The organism is Treponema sp. UBA3813 (genome assembly GCA_002368605.1).
Lineage (GTDB): Bacteria > Spirochaetota > Spirochaetia > Treponematales > Treponemataceae > Treponema_D.
The window spans coordinates 52,220-68,384 of the sequence record DFEB01000019.1; the positions used below are offsets into that span (position 1 = coordinate 52,220).

General features: G+C 39.8%; 14 protein-coding genes. 9 read left to right on the plus strand and 5 right to left on the minus strand.

Going from position 1 to position 16,165, the window contains the following annotated elements; genetic code table 11:
- Nucleotides 1-8 precede the first annotated feature (8 nt).
- Nucleotides 9-3,056 carry an adenylate/guanylate cyclase domain-containing protein gene (locus tag B2089_RS02305; RefSeq protein WP_296321485.1) on the minus strand — a complete coding sequence of 1,016 codons (3,048 nt, stop codon included), beginning with the start codon at nucleotides 3,054-3,056 and terminating at the stop codon, nucleotides 9-11.
- Nucleotides 3,057-3,140: 84 nt separating this feature from the next.
- On the opposite strand from B2089_RS02305, the gene B2089_RS02310 reads away from it, so the two are divergent.
- Both B2089_RS02310 and B2089_RS02315 read left to right on the plus strand, forming a co-directional pair.
- On the plus strand, nucleotides 3,141-4,271 hold the full coding sequence (locus B2089_RS02310) for a C40 family peptidase (protein WP_296321487.1): 1,131 nt from the start codon (nucleotides 3,141-3,143) through the stop codon (nucleotides 4,269-4,271).
- Nucleotides 4,272-4,275: 4 nt separating this feature from the next.
- Complete coding sequence (locus tag B2089_RS02315) at nucleotides 4,276-4,914, plus strand: hypothetical protein (protein ID WP_296321489.1); 639 nt, start codon at nucleotides 4,276-4,278, stop codon at nucleotides 4,912-4,914.
- Here the strand turns inward: B2089_RS02315 and B2089_RS02320 are convergent.
- From B2089_RS02320 to B2089_RS02335, 4 genes are read right to left on the minus strand one after another with little or no spacing between them, the layout of a single operon-like run.
- Nucleotides 4,904-7,219: an MMPL family transporter gene (locus B2089_RS02320; RefSeq protein ID WP_296321501.1), complete on the minus strand. Its 2,316-nt coding sequence runs from the start codon at nucleotides 7,217-7,219 to the stop codon at nucleotides 4,904-4,906. The two genes, B2089_RS02315 and B2089_RS02320, sit on opposite strands and share 11 nt — an antisense overlap.
- A 53-nt stretch (nucleotides 7,220-7,272) precedes the next feature.
- A complete protein-coding gene (locus B2089_RS02325) occupies nucleotides 7,273-7,932 on the minus strand; it encodes a LolA family protein (RefSeq protein ID WP_296321503.1) in 660 nt (219 codons plus the stop codon).
- Nucleotides 7,932-8,369, minus strand: coding sequence for an acyl-CoA thioesterase (locus tag B2089_RS02330; protein WP_296321506.1), 438 nt, complete (start codon nucleotides 8,367-8,369; stop codon nucleotides 7,932-7,934). Before B2089_RS02330 ends, B2089_RS02325 begins: the two co-directional genes overlap by 1 nt.
- An 8-nt stretch (nucleotides 8,370-8,377) precedes the next feature.
- Nucleotides 8,378-10,738 (minus strand): adenylate/guanylate cyclase domain-containing protein, encoded by a 2,361-nt coding sequence (locus tag B2089_RS02335; protein ID WP_296321508.1) that lies wholly within the window; start codon nucleotides 10,736-10,738, stop codon nucleotides 8,378-8,380.
- Nucleotides 10,739-10,784: 46 nt separating this feature from the next.
- On the opposite strand from B2089_RS02335, the gene B2089_RS02340 reads away from it, so the two are divergent.
- The 7 genes from B2089_RS02340 (at nucleotide 10,785) to B2089_RS02370 (ending at nucleotide 16,165) form a co-directional block, all read left to right on the plus strand.
- Nucleotides 10,785-11,540 carry an RluA family pseudouridine synthase gene (locus B2089_RS02340; RefSeq protein WP_296321511.1) on the plus strand — a complete coding sequence of 252 codons (756 nt, stop codon included), beginning with the start codon at nucleotides 10,785-10,787 and terminating at the stop codon, nucleotides 11,538-11,540.
- Nucleotides 11,541-11,595: 55 nt separating this feature from the next.
- The gene (locus tag B2089_RS02345; RefSeq protein ID WP_296321513.1) at nucleotides 11,596-11,913 is read left to right on the plus strand and encodes a type II toxin-antitoxin system RelE/ParE family toxin; all 318 of its coding nucleotides are present in this window, start codon (nucleotides 11,596-11,598) and stop codon (nucleotides 11,911-11,913) included.
- Complete coding sequence (gene nadS, locus B2089_RS02350; protein ID WP_296321516.1) at nucleotides 11,910-12,206, plus strand: NadS family protein; 297 nt, start codon at nucleotides 11,910-11,912, stop codon at nucleotides 12,204-12,206. The genes B2089_RS02345 and nadS overlap by 4 nt, the downstream gene beginning before the upstream one ends.
- Before the next feature lie 623 nt (nucleotides 12,207-12,829).
- On the plus strand, nucleotides 12,830-13,285 hold the full coding sequence (locus B2089_RS02355; protein ID WP_296321519.1) for a hypothetical protein: 456 nt from the start codon (nucleotides 12,830-12,832) through the stop codon (nucleotides 13,283-13,285).
- Nucleotide 13,286: 1 nt separating this feature from the next.
- On the plus strand, nucleotides 13,287-14,114 hold the full coding sequence (locus B2089_RS02360; RefSeq protein ID WP_296321522.1) for a hypothetical protein: 828 nt from the start codon (nucleotides 13,287-13,289) through the stop codon (nucleotides 14,112-14,114).
- A gap of 309 nt (nucleotides 14,115-14,423) precedes the next feature.
- Entirely contained in the window at nucleotides 14,424-14,918 is a 495-nt protein-coding gene (locus B2089_RS02365; RefSeq protein ID WP_296321525.1) for a hypothetical protein, read from the plus strand.
- A gap of 629 nt (nucleotides 14,919-15,547) precedes the next feature.
- Nucleotides 15,548-16,165 carry a M91 family zinc metallopeptidase gene (locus B2089_RS02370; protein ID WP_296685701.1) on the plus strand — a complete coding sequence of 206 codons (618 nt, stop codon included), beginning with the start codon at nucleotides 15,548-15,550 and terminating at the stop codon, nucleotides 16,163-16,165.

Below are 16,165 nucleotides of genomic sequence, written 5' to 3' on the forward strand. Positions count from 1 at the left end.
TTAGACTCCTATTTTATAACCTCGTAGGTTGTCATTATACCTTTACCTTTGATGTCACATTCCATTGGTTGTGTGAATTTGACATCTGAATCCTTGAGATGGTCGAACACAGCCTGACTCACTCGAATTTCTCCTGGATTGCAAGCAGATTCCATTCGGCTCGCTACATTGACAGTGTTGCCCCATACATCATACAAGAATTTCGTCTTTCCGATAACACCCGCAGTTACAGGCCCACAGTTTAAGCCTATTCTCATGCGGAATTGAATTCTCGCACTCTGATTATAGTTTGCCAAATCTGCATACATGCCTTTTGCAAATTCAACCATAACTCGTGCATGGTCTTTGTTCGGACTCGGTAAACCACACGCCGCCATGTAAGCATCTCCAATTGTCTTGATTTTTTCGACACCCATAGCTTTCGCCCTAATGTCAAAAAGCGTGAACAAATTGTTGAGAGCATTTACTATTTCTTCAGCCGTGTGATTGCTCGAAACTGTCGTAAAACTTACTATATCAGAGAACAAAAGCGTGACATCAGAAAAGCTTTCAGCAACAGAATGCGTTCCGTCTTTTAACTCGTCTGCAATTTTGTCAGGGAGAATTGCGCGAAGCAACTGGTCAGATTTGTCTTTCTCAGCTGCAAGTTCCACAGTACGCTCGCGAACCATACCCTCAAGCCGGATATTCTCAAGTTTTATAGCCTTTTGCTTAATATAGAAGACTGCGACAATAATCGAAACAAGAACAATTACAAAAACAATCCAGAATATCGGCATCTGATAGAAATAAGGCTTCTGAACAAAGAGCATGGCCTCAGCTTCTTCTGAATACAAGCCCTCGCCATTAATCGCCATGACAAGAAAAGTGTGCTTTCCTGGATTGATATTCGTATAAGAAACGGTACGATTTTTACTCGGTGCGCTGAACTGCTCTTCAAAATTGGTAAGCTGATGCTGGAACTGAATTCGTTCAGGAGCGTCAAAACTAAGACCCGTAAACTTAATCTCAACACGCTTGGTTCCAGGTTTTAAAACAAATTCCTGAGATTTATTTTTGTATTCCACATTGTCGATTATAACGCTTTCAATATGGACGAGAGGCATCACTGGGTTTTCACGAACTTTAATTGGATCATAAACTGCAAACCCATCAACCATCGTAAACCAAAGCCGGCCATGAGAATCACAAATACTTAGCGCTGTAGAGGTAACTCCGTCAGAATCAAGGCCGTCATTCCGATTGTAATATTGAAGCGTCGTAATACGCTCACCTGAAAGGGAAACATCCAGCAATTCTTTTTTATCAACGGAGGCAATTCCGTAGTTGCTTGTAATCCAAAAAGCTGATGAAGTATCGGGAATAACCTGGAACACGGAGTCAGTACCTAATCCGTTATCTGAATTAATATTCTGGAAATCTTTGGGAAGAGAGTGAGCAGAGTCAAAATTTTTGCAATAACTGATACCACTTCCGGTACAAATCCAAAAATCTCCTTCCTTATCTTGCATGATTTTAAAAACTACATTTCCGATAAGCCCATCTTCTGAGGAAATGTGATTGATAATAGCTTCGTTTTTCATAAGATAGATGCCACCGCCGTCTGTTCCAATCCAAACGATGTCATTAGAATCTTTATGAATACACATTACATATTCGTTTTCAAGACCGTCAATCTGTTTGAATGTATTAACAGAACCGTCTGCGTGAATAATACTCAAGCCTGTTGTCGTTCCGACATAAAACTCATTAGGAAAAGTCTCAACTGCAACTCTGACTTTGTTTCCTGCAAGACCGTTGTCAGTGGTCCATGTTTTTATTTCTTCAGTCCGCGGATTAAAAAGAATCTGACCTGGCTTTGTGTAACAACTGACAAGAATTTCATTTTTTCCTGTTACGCCAACATGCCGTACACGAATATTTTGAGTAAATTCCGTAAGTTTATTTTTTATTTCTTTTTCACCAACATAGCAACGAACGCCCTTATCCGTACCAATCCACACTCTGCCGACAGAATCCTCAACAATTGCATTAGCGGTAGTTCCAAGCTTTGTAACACTGAATTTGCCATGAGTCAGCTTTCCGACGCCGTTTCTGTCGCTTGCAAGCCAAATGTTGCCTTCACGGTCGCGGATAATTCTGTTGACTTTAGCTCCGCGCAAGTCTTTATCATTTGAATCTTCAAATACACCATTGTGGAAAGAAATAAGACCGTGTTCTGTTCCAAACAACATAGTGCCGTCTGACATAACATACATTGACCATGTAGAGGTGTTATCAAGAATCGTGTTTGTCTCTAATCTTTTGATTTCAGAATTATTTATATACAAAAGACCACTTTCTGCCATGCCAAGCCAAAACGCACCGTTCAAATCTTGTACAATCGAACTTGCAAAATACTTCCCATCAGAATTGTGCGCAAAAAACTCATCAATTTGTGGAAGAGTGTGAAAAAGCCCGTCTGAAAACAGAAAAAGTCCGTTTTCATTGGAGGTAATAAGCCATACTCGACCAGCCGTATCACAATAGAAGGCAACAGCGATAATTCCCTTTGAGACAGTACCTGCCTGAAACTGAGGCGTAATCAAATGACCTTTCGGCGTAAGATAGACAACGCCTGCTGCCGTTCCAATCCAAATATTTCCGACTTTATCTTCACACAAGGCACGCACAGAATTATTCGGCAGACCGTTTTTAGTAGTGTAGACTTTTGCAGTGCCATCTGGAAGAATTTTATGCACGCCCTCATCGTTTGAACCAAGCCAAATATTGCCTTGAGAATCTTCGAGAATCGTACGCACAGAAGAAAACTTATAATCATTTCCGCGGGCGCGCCGTATAGTGTTAAATTCAACTCCGTCAAAACGAACGAGTCCTTCGTATGTTCCTATGTTAAGATATCCATCACGCGTTTGCAAAACATCGGTTGCAGTCGTTCCAGTCAATCCGCCGAACGCACTCCAAGTCTGATAAACATAGTTGTCAAGATATGTTTTTTGTGAAAAAGCAAGAGAAGCAACAAAAAAGAGAGGAAATAAAAATAATCTTTTTTTCATTCTTTATATTATAAAGAGAATTATCACAATTCACAATGAAAAATTTAAGCCAATGTAAATAAAAAAAATTCCGATAATTAAATTATGACTACACGAAAAGCCGTTTTCTTTACTTTTGCATTTTTTCTCTTTGTACTGACTGTTCCGCAACTCTGCGCTCAAAATGAAGTTTCCATGTCGCCCAGCGAGGCAGCCGTGAATCGACAAAAACTTGTCGAATACTCAAAACAATTCATTGGAAAACCTTATGTCTCCGGGGGAATTGGTCCCAATTCTTTTGACTGTTCAGGACTTATTTTTACAGTCTCAAGGGAAGCTATCGGAGTTCAGCTTCCAAGAACCACACGGGCGCTTTTCAACTTTTGTAAAGATGTTGATGATAAAGAGCGTGAGGCAGGAGATTTAGTCTTCTTCAAGACAACTTCCAGCGGTGAAGTTTCGCATGTAGGTCTTTATATAGGCTCAAATCAATTTATTCATGCGGCAAGCGATGGCCCAAATACGGGTGTTATTATATCATCCCTAAAAGAATCATATTGGAAATCTCACTATTACTGCACAAGACGATACCTTCCGGCTTCAAATTCAGAACTTCTTGCTGACACAAAAACAAAATCAAGCGAAAAAGCAAGTGGAGCAAAATCGGCCGAAAAATCCTCTTCTGGAGAAAATTCTTCGTCATATACATTCGTTCGTTCTGACGGGGATTCTTTCCTCCAATCACTTATAGTTGACGCTTCCCTATCCCTCGACTGGAGTTTTTTCACCTCAGAATATTTTCGTCTCAACTGTCGTGGCGGCAATTCCATGATTCATGCCCGATATGCAGGAAAAACCATACAGCCAGGAGTGGGAACATACATCAGATTTGATGCCGGAACCGGGAATTTTCAACTTCCCCTTGTAGTCAGCCTTACCTTCAATGAATATGTCAGGATTTTTGCAGGACCAGTCTTTGCCCTGGGAAATGCTAGTCTCCCCGGCGATTCTGACCGAAAAATTGAAAATTCATTTTTTCCAGGTATTCTTGGTTTGTGTTTCAGCACCCCTTCTCTCAAAATTGGAAAAACCTTCTTGTCTCTGGTGCAAGATATCCATTACACTGTTTTCAACGACACCGATGGAAGCGCATTGCCGCTTTCAAAAAGCATTCCGAGCGGACTTGTTTTATCGACCGGCTTGCGTGTAACTCTCCCTTTGAAAGGTGTTTTTTAAATATATGAAAGCATTTATTTTACTTTTGACATGTTCTATTCTCTTTTTCTCATGTAAGCCACAAATTTCTATAAAAGCTGGGACTTCTGATGATGCGACAATTTTCTTCTCAACAGGATTTTCTGAAAGTACCGCAAAAACTCTCAAAAGCGTAAGCGGTTCAGATATGGACGCTCCTCTTTTTAATAAGGACGATGTTCTTATGCTTTTAAAATCAGCGGGGGCAATAAATACAAGCGCGACGCTTCCAAACCAAAATGAAATCACAACAATCGGAACCTTGCCATCACTTCAAAATCATCCTCTTTCTCAGGCAGGCTTAATTACTAAAAATCAAAAAAAACTTAGCCTTACGCTGGGACCAAAACAAATAACTGCATTTTACGAACTCTTAACGGAAGACGCCAAAGCTTATCTCGACTTGATGATGATTCCTGCGCTTATTGGCGAAACAATGTCCGTTAAAGAATATCGTGAATTACTATCATCAATGTACGGACCTTCCTTCGCAAATGAAATCGTAGACGGTAAGTTGACGATAAACCTTTCTTCGCCAAATGGAAAAACAAAAGTTGAGGAAACGCTTAATCTTGGAGAACTCCTTACCGCAAATGAAGAAAAATCCTGGTCAATTACTTTTTAGTCATGCAGAAAGCAGAAAGAACCGCCGTTGACAAACCGACAAAAACCGTAAGCCCCAGCATGTGCACTGGGGGAAAAGTTGAAATCGCCAGCGCGCCAAACGAGAGTGCCGTCGTCACAAATGATAGCAAAATCGCAAAAGTATTAAGGCTAGAATTCTCTGACTCTGTTTTTTGACTTCCTTCAATCGCATAAATAATGTAGTCTAAGCCCAAGCCAAAGACTAAAACAAGAGCTGTAACAGGGAAAAAACTCAGGTGAATTTTACAGAGAATTAAAATCGCTGTCGTAACAAGCGTAACAATCAGGGGAATTGCCGCGATTTTCAGAACAAGCTTGGGACGATAACAGAAAAATAAAATTCCAAGCACGAAAACAAAGGCAAGGGCAAGCGTCAAAATCATGGATTTTGAGAGGATGTCGAGCTGGGAAGAAATATCCTTCACTTTGTTTACGAAAAATACACCGTCAGTCTGAGCCGCAAATTCACGAAAGAATTGCTCTTCTTCACCCTTTGCATGCAAGGGAAGCAGGCAAGAATAATAAGAACCGTCAATCTCACCAATCCATAAATTCGAAATCGCTTCACGAATTGCTGACGGAAGATGGCCGCCATTAAGATGGATAAAAGAATTTTCTAACGAGCGATAACTGTTTATATAATCCGTAACAAATTTTTCTGTTTCCAGAGGACTTTCTGCCAGACCAAGCGCATCATACTGATCTCCGGCAAGGGGCAAAAGTTTTTCCGCCGCGTGATAATTCTCAGCCTGCTTTTTCTCGGAAGGAATAAATTGACTGAGCGAGAGGAAAGTTCCAAGTTTTTTTTCATCTACGCTTTTCGTGAGGAAATTTGAAAGCTCTTCGTTTTTTTGGAGAAGGGCTTCTTCTGAATCTGCCTTAAGGATAAAATACCAGCCGCTAGAGCCAGTGTTCAGGACTTGTGCCGAAGTAATCTCATTTTGAAGCATATTCTGAGACATTGAGTACAATTCCTGAATATTATTTTGGATTCTGAAAGAACGGTAGTTAATACCTATAATGATAATAGAAAAAATCACCAGTAAAAGCGGGATAAAGCGACATTTTGTGAATAGATTCGGAATGGATGCCAGCTTGCTCTCTTTTTTCGAGGGCATTGGCAGGATTGGGTATAATGCGACTACCGACAGATAGGCTGTTGCCAGACCAAAAAACAAAAATACACTCACTTGTTTTAAAAGCGGGAATGGCGCAAAAAAAAGCGCGGCGAAACAAATCTCTGTAGAAATGAAGCCAAGCGTAATTCCGCGAAAAATATGTTTCCGAACGGCAGGGCCAGAATCACAGTCAGGATTTGCCTTCCAGTTCACAAAGTAATGAATCGAATAATCAAGGCATGTTCCGATAAGCGTTGTACCGAACACAAAGGTAAGAACATGGATTCCGCGGAAAAAAAGCAGAGTCGAGACAAAGCCCATTCCGCAAGAAAAAGTAACTGCAAAAGCCGAGACGAGTGCTGGCAAAAATGACCGGAAAATCCATAAGAAAACAAGCACAATTAAAATAAGCGAAACCGTTGAGATGACAGAAATTTGCGCCTGTGCAGAAGTTGAGCTTTCATAACTATGGAAAGGAACTCCGGAGAAAATAAAATCCAGATTGTCATTTTGGGCTTCTTTTAAAATTTCACAAGCCGAATATAAATTCCTGACTGTGCTTTTTTTACTTGCAAGGGCAGCACCTTTTTTAGAGACAGTTCCTCGAATCAGGACAAAAAATGCTCCGTCTTTTTCGCGGGAAAGCACATTATCACGAAGAGCCATATTAGTTGCCGAAACAGCACCGTCTTCTAAAAAATGTCGCAAGGAGCGTTCTGAAAGTAAAAATGGATCTTCATCAATAGTAGACAAATCCGAAAAAGAAAATGCGCCATAGACAGTCATGAGCGCATCTTCCGCTATTTGGGAAGCATTTCCCTCTTCAAGCAAAGCACGGGTCTCTTCATCAAGAAGAAAAAACCGATTTTCATGAAGCCATGCAAGCATTTCAGAAACCGAATCTGAGTCAACATAAAGCGAAAGGGAGTCAAAATAATTCGGATTCACATTTCCGTCCGAACCTACATACGAAAAATACAGCTTTTCTGCGGCGGATTTTGCGCTTTCAAAAGAATCAGACTTCACGAGAATCGTAACGGCCCGGCTTGTTTTCTCGGCAAGAGCAGAATCTGCTTTTTGAACTTCACGCAGCGATGAAGATGGCGGAAGAATATCAAACAAACTCGTTGCAAAAGTAATTTTTGGAGAAAAAAACAGTGAAACCAAAAACGAAAACAGAATTACAAAATGAAAGAAAAGCCAACAGGGAAAAAATTTTCTCATAATTTAAAAAACTCTTTTTCTTCATCGCTGAGTTTGTCAGGGTAAGTCTGGTTTGAAAATTCATAGCGGACAAAGTCTCCGCCGGACTCATGAATCGTCATCGTATCGATTGAAATCCTTCCGGCCATTTCGATTTCCTCAATAAAATTTCTGACAGAGGAATTTTTCGGAACCAAGTTAATATTCCAGTTGTCAACGGAGCCAATAAATTCCACCTCAAAATTCTCGATAAGGATTTCGGCATTTCCCGTAAAAACAGATGACAGGACTTTCGCAAACTGTTCAAATGTTGCGTTTGAATTTGAGCTGAGCACAGATTTTTTTCCTTTTGCATTCGTCTGAACTATCGCAGATTTTGTCATTGCCATTGAAGAATAGTAGGGCTTTTCGGTCTGCCAGAGAATGCCGTCATCAGCGGAAACTATGAATGTTCCTGTAGAAACCATTTCGCGCTTGATTCGTTTTATGAGCTTATTTTGCTTGAAATCTCCTTTTGTGATTTTGTTTGAGGAAATTGTTGCACACACTTTTATCAAGTTTTCCTTGTCTTTCTCAAAGGATTTAGAATCACTTGCCTGAGAAAAAGAAAAATTTACGGCAAAGACTGCTAACAGAAGAATAAAAATCAAAGGACGCAAAAAAAATTTGTTTTTCATCAGTTAAATCCTCCCTGCGCAAGGAATTTCTCGACTTTTTCCGTCCAAATTTTCGGGCAGACAAATTGCGTTTCGCCAGTCACGGCATTTACACACATTTGGGAAACAGAGCCTCTCGTGGTCAATTCCCCGTTTTTTGCATTGTAAAGCTCAAAATCTATTTTTATCATATTTTCATATTCAACAAGAATTGCCTTTGCGCGGCAAAAATCTCCAAAGCGAAGTGAGCGCATATATTTACATTTTACTTCTGTAACAGGAAAGAGATAGCCAGATTCTTCCATAGCGATGTAGTTGTAGCCGATTTTATCGAGAAGGGCACAGCGGGCGCGCTCAAAATAATTGATGTAATTTCCATGCCAGACAATGCGCATGGGATCACAATCGTTAAAATCAACTTTGAATTCAATTTCTGCAGATAAACATTCTGGCTTCATTTTTACTCCTATTTTACGCTCATTTTAAATACGCCGTCCCAATCTTTTGGAGGTGGATTCGTCTTGAAATGATTTATCCTATCTAAAAACACCACAGAGGGCAAATCGTTATATTTTAATGCACATTCAGAGAAACATTCTTCGCTATCAGCCCATTTTTGCTTACGGTAGAATTCCAAACCTTTTTCAAAAAGATTTTTTATCTCATTGAGTTTTCCGTCCGCATTATTTTTTGTCGCCTGACTTTTTTGCTGCAAAATCTCATAAATTCTGACCGGCTCGGTTTTTCCCTTAACAGTAATGAAATCCAGCTCACGGCAAATGAACATTCCCCGCAATTTTTGATAGACAGCGTCCGATATGATTGACTTTGAGCCGTAAGCCTTGTTCGCACTTTCAAGGCGGGCCGCAAGATTCACCGTGTCACCGATTGAAGTAAAATCCTTTCTCGTGCGCGAACCAACCGGCCCGAAAGTAACATTTCCTGTGTTGATTCCGATTCCAATCGAAACATAAGTCAAGCCCGACTCCATAGAAAGCTGCTGTTGCTCACGCATTGCCGCACGAATTTGCATTGCCGCCTTGCAAGCGTTGATTTCCTTTCGCGGACCTGCAAAAAATGCCATCATCTCATCGCCGACAAATTTATCGATATCGCCTTCATTATCAAGGATAATCTGCGTTTCTATATCAAGGTAATGATTGAGCAGTTCGACAACTTTCTTTGGCGGAAGACCTTCACAAAGCGATGTGAATCCTCGGATATCCGTAAACAAAAAACACAGTTCGCGGGAAGTCGTGCTTTTTTTCCCGCTTTCATCCCCGGCTTTTTCGGCATGTTGCAGCGTCGAGAAGGAGACATAAGGCATAATTCCTTTGATAAGACCCACCATCTCGCCGATTTCAAGGGACAAATCTTTTATTTCGTCATTGGTTTTGATAGTATCAGAGAATTTCACCGCCGTATTGGCATTTTTTGCCGTTCCGCTGAGCAATTTTTCGATTGAGCGGGAAGTCTTTCGGACATTTTTACGGAGGAAAAGCAAGGGGTTGAAGATGAAATCCGCAAGAAGAATCGAGAAAACCACCGCCAGATACAGGAAAATCGTGATAATCGTAAAGATAAAAATCTTTGTGCGGAAATACTGACGCATGAGAACTTGCTGCCTGTAAGTGACGATTGAAAATCCAATGAGTTTTCGCCCTGCTTTCCGCGCAAGCGTAATCGGGTAAATGTATTTGCAGGTTTTGTTCGCCTTGTTGAAGACATATTCTTTTTTGTAGGCTCCGCTTTTATATCGTTTGAGATAATCAACTGCCTGCTCATTTGTAAGTGTTTTTTCTGACTCATCGATTTCTTTTGGCTTTCCTGTAGTGTAGGCAAAAACAGAAAAATCAGGAAGTTCCGTAGCAGGTTCCCAATTCTCAATATAAACGACAGGCTCGCTCTTTCCGTAAATGATGATGTCAATCCGCTCAAAAGGCGTTTCTGCATATTCGTTCGTAACGCGCTGCTCCTCAAAAAAGGTCGCGATTTTGTCGTATTTGCCTTCGGCTGAATCGTAAACTGCCGCCGTCTGCTCTGCCTGCGCGCGCCCCACATCGCTCACCGCCTCGGTAAACATTTTTTTGTAGCTGTTCAAAATCAGAAGCATGAACGCGAGCAAAATGACAATGATAAGCCCGGTAATGACAAAAGTGAATTTAGTTTTGATTGAAAGACGGCGCACCCGATGCTTGACATGAGTTTGCAAAGCAGAAAAACCTTCTTTCGTAAAAAGAGTCGATGCCTGAAGGTCGGGGGCTTTTTCGGCATCATCCTCCCGCATTTTCAAGAATTCCACATATTCGGAATTCGTTTTTCGGAGATAAAAAATGCCATGAAAGGAATAATAAAGATGAGCGAAGAAGGCAAAGAAAAAAGTCAGATAAATATAAGACGGAAGATGCAAAAACCAGGCAAAGCAATTCGCATTCGCCACGAGAGAAACCGCGCCACAAAACAAATAAATGGAAAGACTTGAAAGCGTAAAGGCATAATTCAACTTTCGAAAGTCACAAGCGCGCTTTTTTTCTAAGATAAATGCCGTAACCGAAAAAATCACAGTACATGGGAGAAAATAAATGAGCCACAAAAGAAGGCGGGCAAATCCGAATGCAAGATTTAAATGTGAGTCAAATGGAATTTTAAATGCCAGAATATTTGCGGCTGATGAAAATGAATCCGTATTCTCGTACAGATTTATTGGCGCCATCGTAATAGGAGCGAAGAAAAAAAGAAGAAGTGCCGCAAGCGGTAAAAAATATTGAATATATTCCTTTGCACGGACTTGAAATTGCTTGTCCTTAAAAAAAATTCCCTTACCCACGATTAAAATAGTATCAAATTTATTTGCTTTTCGCTATCATTCTCCCATGAAAAATCACGAATCCCACGGCAAGCACGACAAAATCGACATCCTTTTTGAAGACGAATATATCTGCGTCATAAACAAACCGGCAGGTCTTCTCAGTGTTCCGGCCGGCAACAATAGGTCAAAATCAGCAATCTCAATACTCGAAAAAATCATGAGGGGGAACGGAACATACTCTGCAAAACACCGACCCTTTGCCGTCCACCGCCTTGACCGTGAGACAAGCGGCGTAATGATGTTCGCCCTTTCAGAATTTGCGCAGAAAAAAATCATGGATTCATGGCACAAAATGGTTAGTGAGAGGCTTTACCGCGCTGTGGCAGAAAATCCGCGGAATCCCAAAAAAATCCTCCCAGATTCGGGCTTGATTGACGATGATTTGGCTTTCAACGCCTACAATGTGGGTTTCGTTCCAAAAAAAACTGATGCTGACGCTGACTCAAAAAAACTTAAAACCGTTCCCGCACGAACTCACTTCACGACGGTTTTCCGAGGAAAAACCCACACGCTCTTTGAACTTTCCCTAGACACTGGCAAAAAGAATCAGATTCGCGCTCACCTTGCATCAAAAGGCTACCCTCTTGCAGGCGATAAAAATTATCGCGCACGGACAGACCATTTTTCACGACTCTGCCTCCACGCCCGCACCCTAGAATTCACTCACCCGTTCACGGGGCAGAAAATGCGTTTTGAAGTCTCCGAGCCAGCGGAATGGAAAATCTATGTGGAAAAATGCCGGGGCGTAAACCGCAGGTAAAATTAAAAAACTTTCTTTTGTTGACAGTATTGCGCCAATGGCGTAATATATAAATATGGAATTCATAGAAACGCCGATTTTTACAAAAACGATAACCGAGCTTCTTTCGGACGATGAGTATTCTGATTTTCAGAAATACCTCATTGAGAATCCTGAAAGCGGTGATGTCATAAAAGGCGGCTCTGGAATCCGCAAGGTCAGATGGAATCTTGCCAACCGCGGAAAAAGCGGAAGCATAAGAGTTATTTATTATTACAAAATCGTAAACAATCAGATTTTCTTGATTTATGTATACACTAAAAAGAAAAAATCTGATTTGTCTGAACAAGAAAAGAAATTATTCGGCGAAATAGCCAAGGAGTTTGCAAAATGAAAGAGAAGGAATTTGATTTCAACGAGTTTATGGAAAGCATGAAACAGGCTGTGGCAATCTCAAAAGGCGAAATGCAGCCGTCGAGAATGTTCGTTTTTTCCCCTATAAATGTAAAGGAAGTAAGAGAAAAAACAAATAAAAATCAAGAAGAATTCGCCAATATGATAGGCGTAAAAGTCGGAACTCTCCGGAACTGGGAGCAGGGAAGAAGAAAGCCAGACGGAGCGGCTCTGACCCTTCTTAAAATCGTTGCCGCAAACCCAAAATATGTGGAGCAGATTCTGCATGTTTAGACTAGAAACTCCCAGGTCAGAGAAAGGCAGACTGAGGCGAAATTCTACTCCGTATACGTACTTTTCCTACAGAATAAAATCAAACAGTCGAACTACAAGCTTATTACCGATACTTTCTCGTCTCTCCGCGGCGCGGGCTATAGCAGAAAAGCTAGGAGCAACGGGTTGCTTTTCTGTTCTGCTCATGACATATTTTCTTACAAAGAGGAATATCGGGTTCGGCGATGTTGGATTTGGGCTTTCGGTTGGCTGGTTCTTGGGGGATTGGCTTTGGATTCCCGCGTTGTTTTTGGCTTCATTGCTGGGGATAGGGTTTATATTATCAAAAAGGCAGTGTATACAATGTAAAAGGATTCCTTTTGTTCCGTTTGTGGTTTTTTCAAGTCTGTGCGTGGAATTTTTTTCTAATACTGGTTGAAAGTTTGTGACAGCTCTATCCCATCAATGGCAATTTGTACCACTACGCGGGGAACAATCCTGTCAAGTATACAGATCCAGATGGAAAAAATATCGATGATGTTCCGAGTGATACCCAACAATCAGCTGCATCTGATGAATATTTAGGAACTTCTAAAAAAATAACAATACGAGAACAGGGATGTACTTTAACGACATTCTATCGTATGGCAAAAGTTCTTGGGTATGAAGGAAGCCTTGCGGACGCTAATCAAGTTGCGCTTGATAATAATCTGTTTGATTACTGCAAAGATGATGATGCATATACTCTCCTGTCTCCCAAAAATGGTGCCGCTCTCGTAACGGCTTTGTGTGCAAAAGACGGCTACACTGTTATGTATGATTCCCATGCAAGTGGAAATGCAACGGACATGGCTAAAGCCATAAACAAGAAAGAAAATACTCCTGTGCGTTTTTTTGCAACAGCAAGATTGAAATCGGGGCATTCCGTAAGCATAAACGGCAATTCTGTGATAGCGAATGATATTACGGATATATCTAATGCACTTGGAGTTAAATATAACGACACTTCTAGTCGAGGACGACAAAATTCAAATGAAGATGCCCCTGTCCGTGTAGATTTCTTCAAGGTGATGCAGGACAATTGGGCAAGGAGAAAATAAAATGAAATTAATGAAAGTCTTTCGATTGTTTCTTGTATGCATGATTCTTGTTTCTTGCAATGATATTCCGGAAATTTCCTTCACAGAAGCACTGAAAGCCGAATATGGTTATGATTTCTTCCAAGAATTGGGCGTTCACGCAGTTCAACACAAAGAAAAACTAAAAAAAGCAGAATTCTTAGACATACGAAAAAATAATGAACTACCCACTCAAAGGATTTATTACGAAAAAGGACTGCCAGTTGAAATCGAATATTTGTCTGGAGATATTTCAGGAAGAGCAAAGTTAAATTATACGGATGCAGGAGAACTTTTGTGTAGGACTCAGATTTTTGGAAACAGTAAAGACACAACTGAGTTTGTATATAAAAATGACAAGCGCATTTGCTATGTGAACGATAATCTTGCCTACACAGAATACCTTTCATCTGTAAAAAATGAGCTTTTTCTCGAGAGAAAAAAAACGGGATATAAAAAGAGACTCAGAATAAAATATAAGCATGGGGTGGTTCAAGAATGGCAGAATGACAATCATAGATTTGTCTTCAACTATAAAAATGGGAAAATTGAGAGCTTGACGGATTATATACAACAAGGTCAATTTGGAGAACGCCTTTTTAATTTGTATGAAGTATTTTATGAAGGTGACTATATATCAGAAATTGATTTTTATGATTTTGATAGAAAAACTGGTGAACGGCAGATTGTAAGAAAAACTTTCTATACAAAGTATGATTCGCATGGGAACTGGACTGAGACTTATGTTCAAGGACGATATGACACTAAAAAGAAGAAAGATTTTAAGCGTATTTTTGAATATGAGGATTAATTTTTGTATAGTCTTTTTTTAATCTCTCGTGTATAGTGAAACTTTTCTCCTCCCCAACTCCCACAAATTGGCATTTGTCAGCCTTGCGGAGACTGAGTGGGGAATTTGGCAGAATTCCGTGCCGAATTCCCCGATTCCTGCCGAAAATTTTGTGAAGTGTGGTGATTCATTCTGATTTTTATGCTACAATGGGTTTCAAGGAGGCAAAAAAGGGCTTTTAGTTAGACAAATGGCAATTTGTACCACTACGCGGGGAATAATCCTGTACACTACATAGACCCTAATGGAAATGATATAAGAGAAACCTCATTGAAGAGCAAATCAATTGCGGCGATTGTTGGTGGAAGAGGTAGCATCGGTTTCGCAAAAGATAGTAATGGAGAACTTGCCGTATTTATAAAAGTAGAAGCAGGAATTGGTTTTGGCGGTGATATATATAAATTCGGAGATGTTTTAAAAACCTTTGAAAAAGTCGCAGATTTTTTATCAGAATTACAAATAGATTATGATGCAATAGACAATTTTATGTCTACTCCAAAAGATTCTGGACAAGGTAATTTTTCAGACCTCCCTAATTTGTTTGGAGTTTTTAGTTTTAAGCATGAAGATTTTTCATCATGGAATGGAAAAGTTCCGTCAGAAGCCGCTTTTATGCTTGGTGCTAATGGTGATAAAGAAGGTAATATTGAATTAACGGCAGGAATAACTGCTATTGCTGCAAGTTATTTAACTGAGGAAACTTTATATATAAATCTTTCTACAATAATGGATTATATAAAAAAAACAAACAAGGGAGATGACTAGAATATGTTTATACTAGGACTTGTAGTTGTGTTTTTTCTTATTTCTATTGTGCTTTTTACGATATTTATAACTTTCTTTCTTTTTTACATCTTCGCAAAGTATTCAAAAGACTTAAATGAATTAGGAGCGGATAAATTGTTGCTCTTAAACCCTTTTGTTTTTCCAGTAGAAAGAGTTCGAGAAATTATGAAGGAAAAGAGGGATAAAAAATTACAAAGGTATTTGAAAATAATTCATTTTTATAAATTATATACGCTAATTGGAGTTATTATTTGCGTACCCTGTATGTATTTTCTCGCTAATTCAAAACTTGGCTTAGAATGATTATCAGTTTTGTTGTTCATTTACAAAAAATGAAATGTGAGTTTTTGAGGTTCAAGGCAAACATGATGAGCGTAACATACCCCCACATCTAGCGTCCTCCGCCCGCCATTGGGCGGAGGCACTTCTTCCCACAAATTGGCATTTGTCAGCCTTGCGGAGACTGAGTGGGGAATTTGACAGAATTCCGTGCCGAATTCCCCGATTCCTGCCGAAAATTTTGCGAGGAGTGATGATTTATTCCGATTTCCGTGCTACAATAGGCTTCAAGGAGGCAAAAAGGGGCGTTTCGTTAGACAAATGGCAATTTGTACCACTACGCGTCCAATAATCCGGTACGCTATATAGACCCTGATGGGAATGAAATCGATGTTATTGGTGAAGATGGAATAACATATCGATGGGATAATAAAAAAAATGATTTTTACAATAAAAAGACTATTAAATATGGTACGGAGGATGAGTTTGTTAATTCTGTTAAAGAAAGTCTGATATATCTTAAAAATGGCAGTATATATGCTTCAAATATCATAAATTCTGTGTCAGAAAAATCAGAAATTGCAATTATAACCAAGAAAAGTAAAAATGGATTTATGATTTTTAAATCTAATCGAAAAAATATTTCTATACAATTTAACCCATACTTAGGTTGTGCAATAAATGATGAAACTGGCTCCTATGGAAGCCCCGCTATGTCATTGTTTCATGAAATTTGCCATGCATATAGCCATATTGTTGAGAAAAAGTTATTGGAACGCAATAGAGATTCATCTGTTGGAAACTGTTGGAAAAATGCAGAAGAAAAAAATGCGGTTCAAATGACAAATATAGCGTCTACTGACATCGGAGAACCTGTACGAAGGGACTATATTTCAGCGCGTCCGTTCCCGATGTATGATATAAAAAGATTTATAAATAAACAGTGA

Excerpts from the sequence above, each read along its gene's own strand:
- B2089_RS02305 (WP_296321485.1), bottom strand. The coding sequence starts at position 3,056 with ATGAAAAAAAGATTATTTTTATTTCCTCTCTTTTTTGTTGCTTCTCTT.
- B2089_RS02310 (WP_296321487.1), top strand. The coding sequence starts at position 3,141 with ATGACTACACGAAAAGCCGTTTTCTTTACTTTTGCATTTTTTCTCTTT.
- B2089_RS02315 (WP_296321489.1), top strand. The coding sequence starts at position 4,276 with ATGAAAGCATTTATTTTACTTTTGACATGTTCTATTCTCTTTTTCTCA.
- B2089_RS02325 (WP_296321503.1), bottom strand. The coding sequence starts at position 7,932 with ATGAAAAACAAATTTTTTTTGCGTCCTTTGATTTTTATTCTTCTGTTA.
- B2089_RS02330 (WP_296321506.1), bottom strand. The coding sequence starts at position 8,369 with ATGAAGCCAGAATGTTTATCTGCAGAAATTGAATTCAAAGTTGATTTT.
- B2089_RS02340 (WP_296321511.1), top strand. The coding sequence starts at position 10,785 with ATGAAAAATCACGAATCCCACGGCAAGCACGACAAAATCGACATCCTT.
- B2089_RS02345 (WP_296321513.1), top strand. The coding sequence starts at position 11,596 with ATGGAATTCATAGAAACGCCGATTTTTACAAAAACGATAACCGAGCTT.
- nadS (WP_296321516.1), top strand. The coding sequence starts at position 11,910 with ATGAAAGAGAAGGAATTTGATTTCAACGAGTTTATGGAAAGCATGAAA.
- B2089_RS02355 (WP_296321519.1), top strand. The coding sequence starts at position 12,830 with ATGGCAAAAGTTCTTGGGTATGAAGGAAGCCTTGCGGACGCTAATCAA.
- B2089_RS02360 (WP_296321522.1), top strand. The coding sequence starts at position 13,287 with ATGAAATTAATGAAAGTCTTTCGATTGTTTCTTGTATGCATGATTCTT.